The sequence below is a fragment of the Bradyrhizobium sp. HKCCYLRH3099 genome, from assembly GCF_051167855.1.
Taxonomy (GTDB): domain Bacteria; phylum Pseudomonadota; class Alphaproteobacteria; order Rhizobiales; family Xanthobacteraceae; genus Bradyrhizobium.
In genome coordinates this window covers 176562-188069 of sequence record NZ_JBNPTW010000017.1, presented here as the reverse complement: position 1 = coordinate 188069, position 11508 = coordinate 176562, and the positions used below count along the sequence as shown (strand labels likewise).

12 protein-coding genes are annotated in these 11508 nt (G+C 66.1%); 8 read left to right on the top strand and 4 right to left on the bottom strand.

The annotated features are described in order from the left end of the window. Positions 1-608 precede the first annotated feature (608 nt). Positions 609-1088 (top strand): VOC family protein, encoded by a 480-nt coding sequence (locus tag ACQR1Y_RS27185; RefSeq protein WP_434877020.1) that lies wholly within the window; start codon positions 609-611, stop codon positions 1086-1088. A gap of 35 nt (positions 1089-1123) precedes the next feature. Here ACQR1Y_RS27185 and ACQR1Y_RS27180 read toward each other — a convergent pair whose 3' ends face one another. Next, a complete protein-coding gene (locus tag ACQR1Y_RS27180; protein WP_434877021.1) occupies positions 1124-1843 on the bottom strand; it encodes a class I SAM-dependent methyltransferase in 720 nt (239 codons plus the stop codon). Between the two features lie 139 nt (positions 1844-1982). Further along, positions 1983-3137 (bottom strand): PcfJ domain-containing protein, encoded by a 1155-nt coding sequence (locus ACQR1Y_RS27175; protein ID WP_434877022.1) that lies wholly within the window; start codon positions 3135-3137, stop codon positions 1983-1985. Between the two features lie 255 nt (positions 3138-3392). Here ACQR1Y_RS27175 and ACQR1Y_RS27170 point away from each other — a divergent pair, with 255 nt between their 5' ends. The 6 genes from ACQR1Y_RS27170 to ACQR1Y_RS27145 all read left to right on the top strand — a co-directional run bounded on the left by ACQR1Y_RS27170 (position 3393) and on the right by ACQR1Y_RS27145 (position 7878). Beyond that, positions 3393-4355, top strand: coding sequence for a PDR/VanB family oxidoreductase (locus ACQR1Y_RS27170; RefSeq protein WP_434877023.1), 963 nt, complete (start codon positions 3393-3395; stop codon positions 4353-4355). Positions 4356-4360: 5 nt separating this feature from the next. Next, a complete protein-coding gene (locus ACQR1Y_RS27165; protein ID WP_434877024.1) occupies positions 4361-4564 on the top strand; it encodes a hypothetical protein in 204 nt (67 codons plus the stop codon). A gap of 268 nt (positions 4565-4832) precedes the next feature. After that, a complete protein-coding gene (locus ACQR1Y_RS27160; protein WP_434877025.1) occupies positions 4833-6476 on the top strand; it encodes a SagB/ThcOx family dehydrogenase in 1644 nt (547 codons plus the stop codon). Positions 6477-6500: 24 nt separating this feature from the next. Further along, positions 6501-7307, top strand: coding sequence for an ankyrin repeat domain-containing protein (locus ACQR1Y_RS27155; RefSeq protein WP_434877026.1), 807 nt, complete (start codon positions 6501-6503; stop codon positions 7305-7307). Then, positions 7304-7621, top strand: a complete 318-nt coding sequence (locus ACQR1Y_RS27150; protein ID WP_434877027.1) for a hypothetical protein — start codon at positions 7304-7306, stop codon at positions 7619-7621. Before ACQR1Y_RS27155 ends, ACQR1Y_RS27150 begins: the two co-directional genes overlap by 4 nt. Before the next feature lie 17 nt (positions 7622-7638). Then, positions 7639-7878 carry a hypothetical protein gene (locus ACQR1Y_RS27145; RefSeq protein WP_172114072.1) on the top strand — a complete coding sequence of 80 codons (240 nt, stop codon included), beginning with the start codon at positions 7639-7641 and terminating at the stop codon, positions 7876-7878. Between the two features lie 383 nt (positions 7879-8261). Here the strand turns inward: ACQR1Y_RS27145 and ACQR1Y_RS27140 are convergent, their stop codons facing one another. Next, positions 8262-8711: a Rieske (2Fe-2S) protein gene (locus ACQR1Y_RS27140; protein ID WP_434877028.1), complete on the bottom strand. Its 450-nt coding sequence runs from the start codon at positions 8709-8711 to the stop codon at positions 8262-8264. A gap of 193 nt (positions 8712-8904) precedes the next feature. Between ACQR1Y_RS27140 and ACQR1Y_RS27135 the strand changes: the two genes are divergently transcribed. Beyond that, positions 8905-9546 carry a glutathione S-transferase family protein gene (locus tag ACQR1Y_RS27135; RefSeq protein WP_434877162.1) on the top strand — a complete coding sequence of 214 codons (642 nt, stop codon included), beginning with the start codon at positions 8905-8907 and terminating at the stop codon, positions 9544-9546. A gap of 226 nt (positions 9547-9772) precedes the next feature. Here the strand turns inward: ACQR1Y_RS27135 and ACQR1Y_RS27130 are convergent, their stop codons facing one another. Next, positions 9773-11491 carry an ATP-binding protein gene (locus ACQR1Y_RS27130; protein WP_434877029.1) on the bottom strand — a complete coding sequence of 573 codons (1719 nt, stop codon included), beginning with the start codon at positions 11489-11491 and terminating at the stop codon, positions 9773-9775. Positions 11492-11508 lie beyond the last annotated feature (17 nt).

The following is an 11508-nucleotide window of genomic DNA, read 5'->3' as shown; positions in this document are numbered from 1 at the left end:
CCAGGACCACACGACTTCGCCGTCCGCGCCGGCCATGCTCGTCTGGCACGACCGTCACGTCCATCGCAGCCCACCTCAACGTTCGTGACGACGCGTACGTCCCTCTGCTCGAGGCGGGTTGAAGGGATAAGAACATGAATTCTGAAAAATAGCAATACATTTTTATTTCAGAGAATAAGCCAGCCACCCCGTCAGTCGATCCGGCGTGACACGCCCTGTCCTTCAAGTTCTCACAGGCGGCCTGTCGGCGTTCCAACATCAGACCGGCAACCGGCCAGCATTGTTGACGGTGTCGTCCGGCGTCGCCAGGCAGCGCCAGGCGACGGGGAGTTTGCAATGACATCGCCGCCCCTGTCGTTCCGTTGCGCGAGCCGCCAATCTTGCGGCAGCAAGGGTCGTGCCGCTGCACGCATGTGGAGCGCGACGACGAAACCGCCCGCTGCGACCCACGAAAAAAAATTCGTCGACGAGCGATCATGATGTCGGATTGTCATGGCCAGCGTCGTCCTCGGACCAGCCGGATCGAGACGAACTGGCGTGATCATGTCCAAACGGCCGTCGAATGCCGATGCAATGACGGCTCGTATGCGCAATGGAAGGAAGCTCCGATGGCCAAGCACAAGAATCTGATCTGCCTGTGGTTCGACAAGGATGCCGAAGCCGCAGCGCGCTTCTACGCCGAGGTGTTTCCCGACAGCCGCTTGACCGGCGTGCACCGGGCGCCGGGCGACTATCCCTCCGGCAAGGCCGGCGACGTGCTGACGGTGGAATTCACCGTGTGCGGCATCCCCTGCCTCGGCCTCAACGGCGGCCCGGCCTTTCCGCAAAGCGAGGCGTTCTCGTTCCAGATCGCCACCGACGACCAAGCCGAGACCGACCGCTATTGGAATGCGATCGTCGGCAATGGCGGCCAGGAAAGCCATTGCGGCTGGTGCAAGGACAAATGGGGCCTGTCCTGGCAGATCACCCCGCGGGTGCTCACCGATGCCATGGCCGAAGGCGGCGAGGTCGCCAAGCGGGTGTTCGCCGCGATGATGCCGATGCACAAGATCGACGTCGCCGCGATCGAGGCGGCACGGCGCGGTTGACGTGCGCAAGGCGGAGCGCCGGTGGCGTTCCGCCGTCATGACCGCAGGCAGCGCAGATGCAGGAACAGCGGCACGCGCAGCCAGCGCCGGCTGCTGTCGCGGGTGATGATCGCCTCAGGCGTCGACGGCTCGCGCAGTGCTTCGATCAGGAAGCCGGCCTGTTCCAATGCCGCAAAGTAGCTCTGCAGCGGACGATGCGCGCTATGGAAGATCATGCTGAATCCGTCGCGCTCGATGGGGTCGCTGTAGGTGAAGGCGTCGAGATAGCTACCCTGGATGACGAACGGCGCATCCGGGGCAAGGCTTGCGAATTTGCCGGCCGAGTTGAGCGGATGCACGATGGCCATGCATAGCCGACCTCCGGGCCTGAGCACCCGCGCCGCCTCGGCGATCGCAGCCGGCATCGCGTCGACGTCCTGCAGCGACATGAAGGTGACGGCGAGATCGGCGCAGCCATCACCGAGCGGCAGCGCCGCCGCATCGGCTCGCACCACGGCGATCGCTGGATCAGCCGCAAAAGCGGCCGCGATCAGCGTGGGCGAGGCATCGACGCCGATCACCCGGTGCCCTTTGGACGTGAGATGTCGCGACAGCCGGCCCTCTCCGCAGCCGATGTCGAGCGTCAGTGCGCCGGGCGGCGGCAGCAGCGTGTCGAACTGTTCGCGATGATGCCGCCAGAAGCTGTCATGGCCCGGCGCCCTTGCCCACGCCAGCCATGGCTCGGCCTGATCCTCCCACTGCTCGCGCATGGTCATGGCAGTCCCTCCCCGTCCGGCACCTGTGTTCGAGAACCGCGCGTCATAGACCCGCGCGCGAGCGATGTCATGTGACGTTTTCTTTGCAGCGGCTCGGCATCGCTCGACCGGCCTGCGCCGCCCGTGAGGGCGGCGCAGCTCATATCTCCGGCAAGTGGATGCCGCGCGCCTTGGCCCAGCGCTCCAGGACCTTGCGCTCGTCGGCGTGAGCGACGCGGTTGGCGAAACCGCGCACCTGCACCGCGCGGTGCTGCCGATCGAGCTCGATCGTCAGCAGCCGCTGCGTCCTGCCGGCATGGCGGTGGCGCAGCGACCAGATCGAGGCGTGCCCGGTGATGCACTTGGCCGCGTAGCTCGACACGCAGTGGTGCATCGCCCTGGACTCCGCGACGAGATCCTCCGCGCTCCGCAGCTGCGTGATGACGTACTCATCACGCTTCGCGGACGACGGGCTCCACGACCACTCCGCGAGCTGCGCACCCGCCCAATGCGACGGGAGCTGAGCGGCCCGCGCTGTCGGATGCTGGCGCCTCATCTCGATCCGCCGCCGCTCGGCCTCGATGCGCGCGATCACCGCGAGCTCGCGATGCCACGCATGCATCAGGCGGCGCAGCGCCGCGAGCGTCCGCCCCTTGAGGCTGAACTTGCGATCGCGCCGGCGCCGGTGCGCGAAATAGTCGCAGAGATCGTCGATCTCCTCGAGGGTCGTCGGCTGCGCGCAGAAGAACTGCGCGGCCTCGCGCCAGAACGCGATCTCGCCGCGCGGCGTCCGCGCGATCTTCGACCGGGCGATCCGCGACGCCAAAGCGGGATCGTCGGTGTAGGAGCGCGCGATCGCCTGCCAGATCGCCTCGTCGAAGCCGACCTGACCGAGCGGATTGAGGAAGGCGTGAACCTCCTTGCGCGACAGGACGGCCGACGCGCCCGCCTTGTACAGCGAGCCGCCACCGGCGGCCACGATGTACCAGCACTTGCGCAGGTCGCGCTCGTCACGCTCCAGCCCGTCCGCGTCGATCCAGATCTGCTCCAGATGCGCGGCGACCGGATAGCGCGCGAACAGGTGCCTCGCGGCCGCGAGGCGCAGGCGCGCGGGATCGCGCGTCTTCAGCTGCGGCTTCCAAGCTTCAGGAGCGCGAATGATGTCGGCGGAGAAACCGGCTTCCGCCTCGCGGATCGCATTGTGCAGATCCGGCGGCGGGCGCGACGGCCGCGCCACACGGCGCAGCGTCAGCTCATAGGCTTCAACCCGTGCGCGCTCGGCCTCCTGCCGGCGCGCGATCGATGACTTGGCCATGATCGTTCAACATGATGGAGGGACTGTCAGCCGGACGCACTGCGAGCGTCGGCACGGATCGTGTCGCGCACAGTGGGTTTGACATGGCTGATGGCCTCTCGCGTTGAACGCATCTGGAGTTGAAACGGGCGGCGTACATACATCTCATCAGCTGAGAGAGCAAGCGGAAAAGCTGCTTCACTGAGCGAATGCTGCCAATTGGCCTTCTCCTTGCATCGCCTCCTTCTCAGCCGGGTCGCTCCATGGAGTTGTCAGATGTCCGACAGCCTGCACATCGTCGTCGTGGCGAAAAAAGCCATCGAGGCGCACAACATGGCCTCATTCGAGCTCGTTCCGGCTGACGATCAGCCGCTGCCGGGGTTCACCCCGGGCAGCCATATCGACGTCACCCTGCCGAACGGACTGACGCGGCAATATTCGCTGCTGAACAGCGCGGCCGAACGCAACCGCTACTGCATCGGCGTGTGGAAGGATGCCAACAGCCGCGGCGGCTCCAAGGCGCTGCATCTCGACATCAACGAGGGCGACAAGCTGCAGGTCAGCCGCCCGCGCAACCGCTTCAAGATCCCGAAGGACACCAAGCGCGCGCTGCTGGTGGCGCGCGGCATCGGCGTGACGCCGATCCTGTCGATCGCCGACACGCTGAAGGCCAAGAACATCCCGTTCGAGCTGCACTACGTGTTCGCGCTGATGTCGCCGGACGCATTCCGCGGCCGGATCGAGGCCTCGGCGTTCGCCGCCGATACCAAATACTACAAGGAAGCGACCGAGGACAATCAGCTGCTGAAAGCCGCCGAGCTGCTGGCCGACCGTCCCGACGACACCCAGCTGTTCATCTGCGGCGTGGACTGGTGGATGGATCCGATCATCGCGCAGGCCAAGCAGAAGGGTTTTGCCGAAGAGCGCATCCATGTCGAGCGCTTCACCGCCAAGGCCGCGGCCGCGCTGCTCGACAAGGTGTTCGACGTCACCATCAAGAGCACCGGCGCGACGTTCAAGATCCCGGGCGACAAGACCGTCACCGCCTTCCTCGAGGAGAACGGCGTCAAGATCGCGACCTCCTGCGAGCAGGGCATGTGCGGCACCTGCAAGACCCGGGTCGTCGAGGGCGAGATCGATCATCGCGACAAGCGGCTGTCGGCGGCGCAGCGCGCGGAAGGCTATTTCCTCCCCTGCGTGTCGCGCGCCAAGGGCGACCGGCTGGTGCTGGATCTGTAGCTGCCGTGACGAGCGAAACCGATCTGTGGCAGACCGCGTGGATCATCGCCGAACAGCACGGCCCGGACGGGCCGGCTTTCGCGAGCCGCATGGCTGATAGTTTCAAGCTCGGCCACAAGATCGACGCGCAACAGGCATGGCTGTCGATCGCCGCCAAGGTCGCGGTGCTGATCGAGGCGAACAGCTCGCGCCGCACGCAGCGGCACTGATGTCGAGAAACGGACAGCGCCGGTCGCGCTGTTCGGAATCGGACAAGGCTCTCCACGCTGTCAGTCCCGGGAGACGCGCAGCGTCGGGCCCCGCGTTCATATCCAACAGCCCTGGCGATACATTTCCGGCCCGTGCCCGAGTGGCGCATCCGAGAATGACGAGACGAGCCGGCGGCGTGCTCCCGGAACGGATTTTGCTCCGCTCGATCCGGTCACCAAGCGACCGTTCAGGATGCGCGAACGTCGAGCTCGCGCGTTGTGAGGAACCATGTCCGTGTCACCGTCACCCGCAGCGAAGATGCCGGCGGCCGCCGAGATCGCGCTCGCCTATCACGCCCGCACCAAGCATAGCCTGAAGCGCTATGCGGCCGGGCCGGAGACGCTGGACTGGGACGCGCAGCCGAATCCGTTTCGCGAATTCGCAGGCAGCCCGCGGACGGATCTGCCGCTGACGTCGGATCGCCTCACCGCGAGCTTTGCCGCGGCCTGCGAAGGGACGGCGCCGGTGCACGCGCTCACCATCGAAGGCGTCGCGCTGCTGCTGGAGTTGTCGTTCGGGCTGTCGGCGTGGAAGGAGTACGGCCCCGATCGCTGGGCTCTGCGCTGCAATCCGTCGAGCGGAAATCTGCATCCGACCGAGGCCCATGTGATCGCGGAGCATGTCGCCGGCCTCGGCGACGGGCTCCATCACTATCTCAGTCGCGACCACGTGCTGGAGCAGCGCTGTCGCCGTCGCGTCGCATCGGAGGGGTCGCCGCGGCTCTGGCTCGGTCTGTCCTCGGTCCACTGGCGCGAGGCGTGGAAATATGGCGAGCGCGCCTTCCGGTACTGTCAGCTCGACCTTGGTCACGCGCTCGGCGCCATCAGCATTGCGGCCGCGACGCTCGGCTGGACAGCACTGGTCATCGACAGGCTCGACAGCACCAGGCTGGCCGCCCTCATGGGCCTCGATCGCGCCGGTGATTTCGCCGGGGTCGAGCCGGAGGATGCCGACGTTCTGGTCGCGATCACGCCTCGTAATGCAGACGGGGCCGCGCATGCGGATCTGCCCCGGCCGTGGACGAACGAGGACATCTGGACGGGGACAGCGAACCGGCTCGATCGCCATCCGCTCTACCGCTGGCCGGTCATCCCCGAGGTCAGCGCGGCCACGGCCGGCATGGCGCAGGATGCGATCACGGCGCGCCCGTCCCTGCCCCCACGCGTGCAGCGATCGACGGCCCGCGCGGCCGAGCTCATCCTCGGTCGCCGCAGCGCGCAACGCTTCGATTCCAGGTTCACGATGAGCGCGGATATCTTCTACCAGTTGCTCGACGCGCTGCTGCCGCGCGCGACGCCGCCCTGGGACGCCTGGCCCTTTGCGCCCCGCCTGTATCCCCTGCTGTTCGTCCACCGCGTCGAAGGTCTCGCGCCCGGGCTCTATGCGCTGCCGCGCAACGCGAACACGGAAAGCGATCTGCGGCGGGCGCTGCGTCCCGATTTCGACTGGCGCCGCGTCGAGAATGCGCCCGATCATCTGCCGCTGTTTCATCTGCTGCCGACCGACAGCCGCGGCGTAGTCCGCACCGCGAGCTGCCACCAGGCGATCGCCGGCGACAGTTGCTTCACGGTGGCGATGCTGGCCGAGTTCGCACCGCTCGTCAGTGACAATCCCTGGCGCTATCGCCAGCTGCATTGGGAGGCCGGCCTGATCGGCCAGGTGCTGTATCTCGAAGCCGAGGCGGCCGGCCTGCGCGGCACCGGCATCGGCTGCTATTTCGACGACTCCGTGCACGAGATGCTCGGCGTCGCCGGCGACCGGTGGCAGACGCTCTATCACTTCACCGTCGGCCGTCCCCTGACCGATGATCGCATCACGACGCTGGCCGCCTATCCGGGCCGCACACGCAACGAAGCCGGAGTCCTGCCGTGAGAGCACTGCCATGAGACGAACAGCATGAGACCGCGCATTCCGTTCCAGCGCATCGACGTCGGCCAGGCGGCCGAGCTGCTGCAGCGTGACGACGTGCTGCGCTTCGACGTCCGCGACCAGGCCTCGTTCAGCACCGCGCACATCGCCGGCGCACAGCATCTCACCCAGCGCAATCTGTCGGAGCTGATCGCCGGCACGACCAGGCGGACGCCGATCCTGATCTACTGCTATCATGGCAACGCCAGCCAGGAATATGCGCAGACCTTCTCCGATTTCGGGTTCACGGAGGTCTACAGTCTCGACGGCGGCTATGAGGCGTGGCGCCAGCGCTTTCCGGCGCGCAGCGGCGCGGCCGACATCGGTCCGGTGCTGGCGGCGTGGCTCGCCGCCCAGGGCTTTCCGGCTGATGACGTCGACGCTGCGATCGCCAACCGGACGACGCCGCTGATGCGCGCCGCCCATCTCGGCAACGTCACCATCATCCGCGAGCTGCTCGCCGCGGGCGCGGACATCTCGGCCAGGAATGCCGACGGCAACAACGCGCTGTGGCTCGCCTGCGTCGGCCGGCATCTCGACGCCATCGATGCGCTGGTCGAGGCCGGCATCGACCTCGACAACCGCAACGACAATGGCGCGACCGCGCTGATGTATGCGTCGTCCTCAGGCAAGGCCGAGGTGGTCGCGCATCTGCTCGCCAAGGGTGCCGACATCGAGAGCGAGACGCTCGACGGCTTCTCCGCGCTCGACATGGCCGCCTCGCTCGAATGCCTCACCCTGCTCCGCGACGCCGCCAAGGCTGCAGCGAGGTCCGCGCGAGAGGTGCGGCCATGACGGTCATCGAGCATGATTTCGGCATGCAGCAGCGCCAGGTCGAACGCCGCTTCCGCTCGCTGCTCAGCCTGGATGCGCTGCACGAGGCCAATGTCCGCGCCAATCCGATCCCCTATCTGGAGCGCGCCAGCGAGCGAATCTATCAGCTCGAGAAGGCGCTGTTCGAGGCGCTGCAGGCAGCGACGACGGCCACCGATGATGGCGTGGAGACGGTGAGCATCAGCAAGGCCGAGCACCAGCGCCTGCTGCAATGCCGGGCGATCGTCGAAAGCGCCTATGCGCAACTGGTCGCGGACCAGCCTGACACGGAATGAACCTTGGAGAACAAGATATGAGTGACGGCTTCTTCGTCGACTGGGACGGCAATCTGCGCAGCGCCGCCGACCCCGGCGGCGGCTATCTCTGCGACATCGACACCGTCGCGCGCTATGTCGCGGTGACGACCAAGAACGGCACGCTGGTGCACGAGGCCACGTTCTTCAAGACGCAAGCGGACGTCGAAAAGGCCGGCATCAAGGCCCAGCTGGTGCCGGGCAGTCATCCCTGGGGCAAGAAGGCGGATGGGTTCTGACGGCAAGGAGTGCGTAAGTCGCGGGTAGCGACGTCCTCCTGCCGGACCATGATTCAAGCCGTGCTACCACCACAGGCGACGCTGCGCTCCCTCTCCCCGTCCTTCACGGGGAGAGGGTTGGGGTGAGGGGCAGCGGCACGGGCAGTGTCAACACCATTCAACGACATACGGCCTCATGACAGAGGATCGAGTGAGCGCCATCGCATCTTCGATGCGACCTACAAGGTGTCAGATGACAAGAATATCTGCCCGTGTGGCTGCCCCTCACCCCAACCCTCTCCCCGTGAAGAACGGGGAGAGGGAGCGGACCGCCCTCGCCTCAAGAGCTTACGTCCCAATCGGCCAAGAGGAGGAGTGATCCTTCAAAATCAGACTCATCGCCCTCAATCCGGATGAATCATGATCTCCATCGTCTCGTCGAGATCGTCGAACGGATCGGGGAAGCTGACATCCTCGACCAGGGCGACGCCGCACAGGCAGATGTCGCCGTCGATCACGGCGAGCGCGATCGGCTCCAGGCTGCTGCCCTCGCAGGCGCCGGCGTTGCAGAGGCCGGTGTCGATCTCGAAGGTCGCGCCGTGCCGGCCGCAGCGGAGCAGGCTGCGGTCGGCGGTGAAGAACTGGCCGCTGCCGATGTTCAGCCATTTGCCCTCGTGCGGGCAGGTGTTGACGTAGCCGACGAAGCCGCCGGCCGAGGTGTGCACGATCACAATCGGAAACGGCCGCGCCTCGCCGTTGTCGCCGATCCGGGACAGGCTGAACGACTTGGCCTCGCCCTTGGCGATGCTCGCGGTCGGACAGATGACGAAGACTTCCGGCTCACGTTCGGTCATGCGCTGATCTCCCTGAACGCGCGACGGGAGCAGCGGGCCGTGGTGACATCTCCTGTCGCAAACCTGACGGCTCCGGCCCGGATTGGCGGGCCAAGCTGCGTCATTCGCAGAACTGCCCCGAACCTTGCATGAAGCATGCCGTGAGGCGCGATAGCGCCCGGACGATGTCGGCTTGGAGACAATGATGGCCGCGATGAAGTTCTACATGACGCCGGGATCGTGCTCGACCGGCATCCACATCATCCTCGAAGAGCTGGAGGAGGTGTTCGAGGCCTACATCGTCAACCTGCCCGCCGGCGACAATTTCAAGCCGGACTATGTCGCGATCAATCCGAAGTCGACGATTCCGGCGCTGGTCCGCGGCGACGGCAGCGTGCTCACCGAGGTCCCCGTGATCGCCTATTGGCTCGGACGCTCGCGTCCGCGCGCCAGGCTGTGGCCAAGCGATCTCGAGGCCGAGACACGGCTGCTCGAGGCGATGACCTACATCGCCGGCACCGTGCACGGCCACGGCTTCGCCCGCATCTTCGCCACCCCGACCTTCAGCCGCAACGAGGCCGACCAGGAGTCCGTGCGCGCGCTCGGCCGTAACGTCGTGGTGAAGGGCTTCGCGATCCTGAGCAAGATGCTCGGCGAGCAGCCCTATCTGGGCGGCGAGTTCTCAGTTGCCGATCCGCTTCTGTTCTATGTGGAGTTCTGGGCCGACAAGACCGGCATCACGATGCCCGCCAACCTGCTCGCACACTACCGGCGGATGCTGGCGCGACCGGTGGTGCAGCGGGTGCTGCGCGAGGAAGGCTATAATCCGGCGGCGCTGGGAAAGATGAGCGAGTAGGCATATCCCCAACGTTCTGTTTGCGTTGATGTGGATTCTCACCTCTCGTCATTCCGGGGCGCGCACAGCGCGAACCCGGAATCCATCTCTCCCGTATCACAACAGCCTGCGGTTATGGATTCCGGGCTCGCGCTCCGCGCGCCCCGGAATGACGTGTGAAGATGCCTTGGCGCGATTGCTTCGCAATCATGCGTGGATCGAGCCGCTTTAGCACCGTTCCAGCCACCTACTCCGCCGCCTCCGCCATAGGCTCGTGGTCACCGAGATCGATGCCGCGGAAGATGGCGCAGCGGCGGAAGACGTCGATGGTCGGATGCACGCTCTTGTGGTGGCAGTATTTGGCGACGAGCTTCGCCAGGCCCTTGATGTCGCGGCCGGACGCCGCCGGAAACGTCTCGACCAGGAGCTCGATCAGGCTGGCGTCCACCTTCAACCCGAACTGCTCGCACATCACCCGCCAGATCCGGCCGCGCGCGTCGGCGTCCGGCGCCTGGAACTTGATCAGCGCGATGCAGCGCGAGACGATCGCTTCGTCGATGTCGTCGATGCGGTTGGTGGTGAGGAACAAGAGGCCGTTGAAATATTCGAGCACGCGCAGGAACACGCCGACGACGGCGTTCATGGTCATGTCGTCCTCGCGGCGCTTGATGTAGACGTCGGCCTCGTCGATCAGCATGACGGCGCCCCAGCGCTGCGCCCGGGTCAGCGCGTCCTTCAGCGCGCCCTCCATCGCCGCGACGTTGAGGCCGAGCTGGCCGGAATGCACGCGGTACAAGGGGCGGCCGATGATCTCCGCATAGACCTCCGCCGTCAGCGTCTTGCCGACGCCGGGCGGGCCCGCGCACAGCACCGTGGTGCCACCCGACTTGCCGGCGACGATGTCGTCCATCAGCAGATCCATCTCGGCGGTGAGGATGTCGATCAGGTCGGTCTGCTCCTCCGGCAGCACCAGCTTGTCCTTCAGCTCGGGCTGATAGACGTAGGGCGCCATGTCGTCGGCATGCACCCAGAGATAATGGTGCAGGTCGAGATGGAACATCAGCATGTAGGGATGCACGGGGATCTTGCAGAACACACCCTGCGGGATCGCCGCCTTTGACTCCTCGACCTCCTGCTCGGCATCGTAGAGATTGCTCTTGGCGGCCTTGCGCAGATACGGACCGAGAATGTCGCCGGTGACTTCCAGCGTCAGCGCACGCTCGGTCAGGATGCCCTCGTCGTTGACGAGCCGCGCGGTGCCGCCGCCGGAGGACAGCACAATGACGTCCTTGCGCGACCAGTCCGTATCGCGGTGCGAGGAGTTCGGATCGTCGGCGAAGAAGCCGATGCCGCGGCCGGAGAACTGCGCACCGTAGCGGCCGCGCCACGCGAAATAACGTTCCGCGGTCTCGTCATAGGCGGCGATCAGTTCGGGCGTTTCCTTGAGAAAGCCCTTGGCGGCAAAGATCTCGGCGACGGTTCGGCCGACGATGTCGCCGGCGGAAATGCGCAAGGTCGACGTGGTGATCGCGCCCTTGGCATTGGCCTTGAGCTCGATGAAGACGCGGCCGGCCTCGTCGTTGGACGGCGCGGTGTAGTCGAGCCGGGTCACCACATAAGGCAGCGGCCGGCTGGCGACATTGGCGGTGAACATCCAGCCGCGGATGGCGCCGGAGATCAGATAGCGCACGATCGCCGGAAGCACCTGCTCCAGCTCATGCTCCGAGAAGCGCGTGCCGGACCCGCTGAAGGCGCGCTGCAAGGTCGCGATCTGCGCGGCACGCGCGTGCCACGCGGGCCCCGCCTTCTGATAACTGTCACGCAGGACATCGAGCTCGGCGCTCGCGAGCTGGGCGAGGTTGACCTCGACCTTGTCACCGAAGCGAAGCTGCTCCGTCAGCGAGGCGAGATGCGGAAAGGCCGCGGCCATCGCCTCGATGATGGGACGTTCGATCTGCAGCTTCATCGCGCGTGCCCCAGAGC

What these genes read in the sequence shown, in the direction of transcription:
- ACQR1Y_RS27140 (WP_434877028.1), bottom strand. Translation starts at nt 8,711, where the DNA reads ATGACCGAACGTGAGCCGGAAGTCTTCGTCATCTGTCCGACCGCGAGC.
- ACQR1Y_RS27160 (WP_434877025.1), top strand. Translation starts at nt 4,833, where the DNA reads ATGTCCGTGTCACCGTCACCCGCAGCGAAGATGCCGGCGGCCGCCGAG.
- ACQR1Y_RS27175 (WP_434877022.1), bottom strand. Translation starts at nt 3,137, where the DNA reads ATGGCCAAGTCATCGATCGCGCGCCGGCAGGAGGCCGAGCGCGCACGG.
- ACQR1Y_RS27180 (WP_434877021.1), bottom strand. Translation starts at nt 1,843, where the DNA reads ATGACCATGCGCGAGCAGTGGGAGGATCAGGCCGAGCCATGGCTGGCG.
- ACQR1Y_RS27135 (WP_434877162.1), top strand. Translation starts at nt 8,905, where the DNA reads ATGAAGTTCTACATGACGCCGGGATCGTGCTCGACCGGCATCCACATC.
- ACQR1Y_RS27130 (WP_434877029.1), bottom strand. Translation starts at nt 11,491, where the DNA reads ATGAAGCTGCAGATCGAACGTCCCATCATCGAGGCGATGGCCGCGGCC.
- ACQR1Y_RS27170 (WP_434877023.1), top strand. Translation starts at nt 3,393, where the DNA reads ATGTCCGACAGCCTGCACATCGTCGTCGTGGCGAAAAAAGCCATCGAG.
- ACQR1Y_RS27155 (WP_434877026.1), top strand. Translation starts at nt 6,501, where the DNA reads ATGAGACCGCGCATTCCGTTCCAGCGCATCGACGTCGGCCAGGCGGCC.
- ACQR1Y_RS27185 (WP_434877020.1), top strand. Translation starts at nt 609, where the DNA reads ATGGCCAAGCACAAGAATCTGATCTGCCTGTGGTTCGACAAGGATGCC.
- ACQR1Y_RS27145 (WP_172114072.1), top strand. Translation starts at nt 7,639, where the DNA reads ATGAGTGACGGCTTCTTCGTCGACTGGGACGGCAATCTGCGCAGCGCC.
- ACQR1Y_RS27150 (WP_434877027.1), top strand. Translation starts at nt 7,304, where the DNA reads ATGACGGTCATCGAGCATGATTTCGGCATGCAGCAGCGCCAGGTCGAA.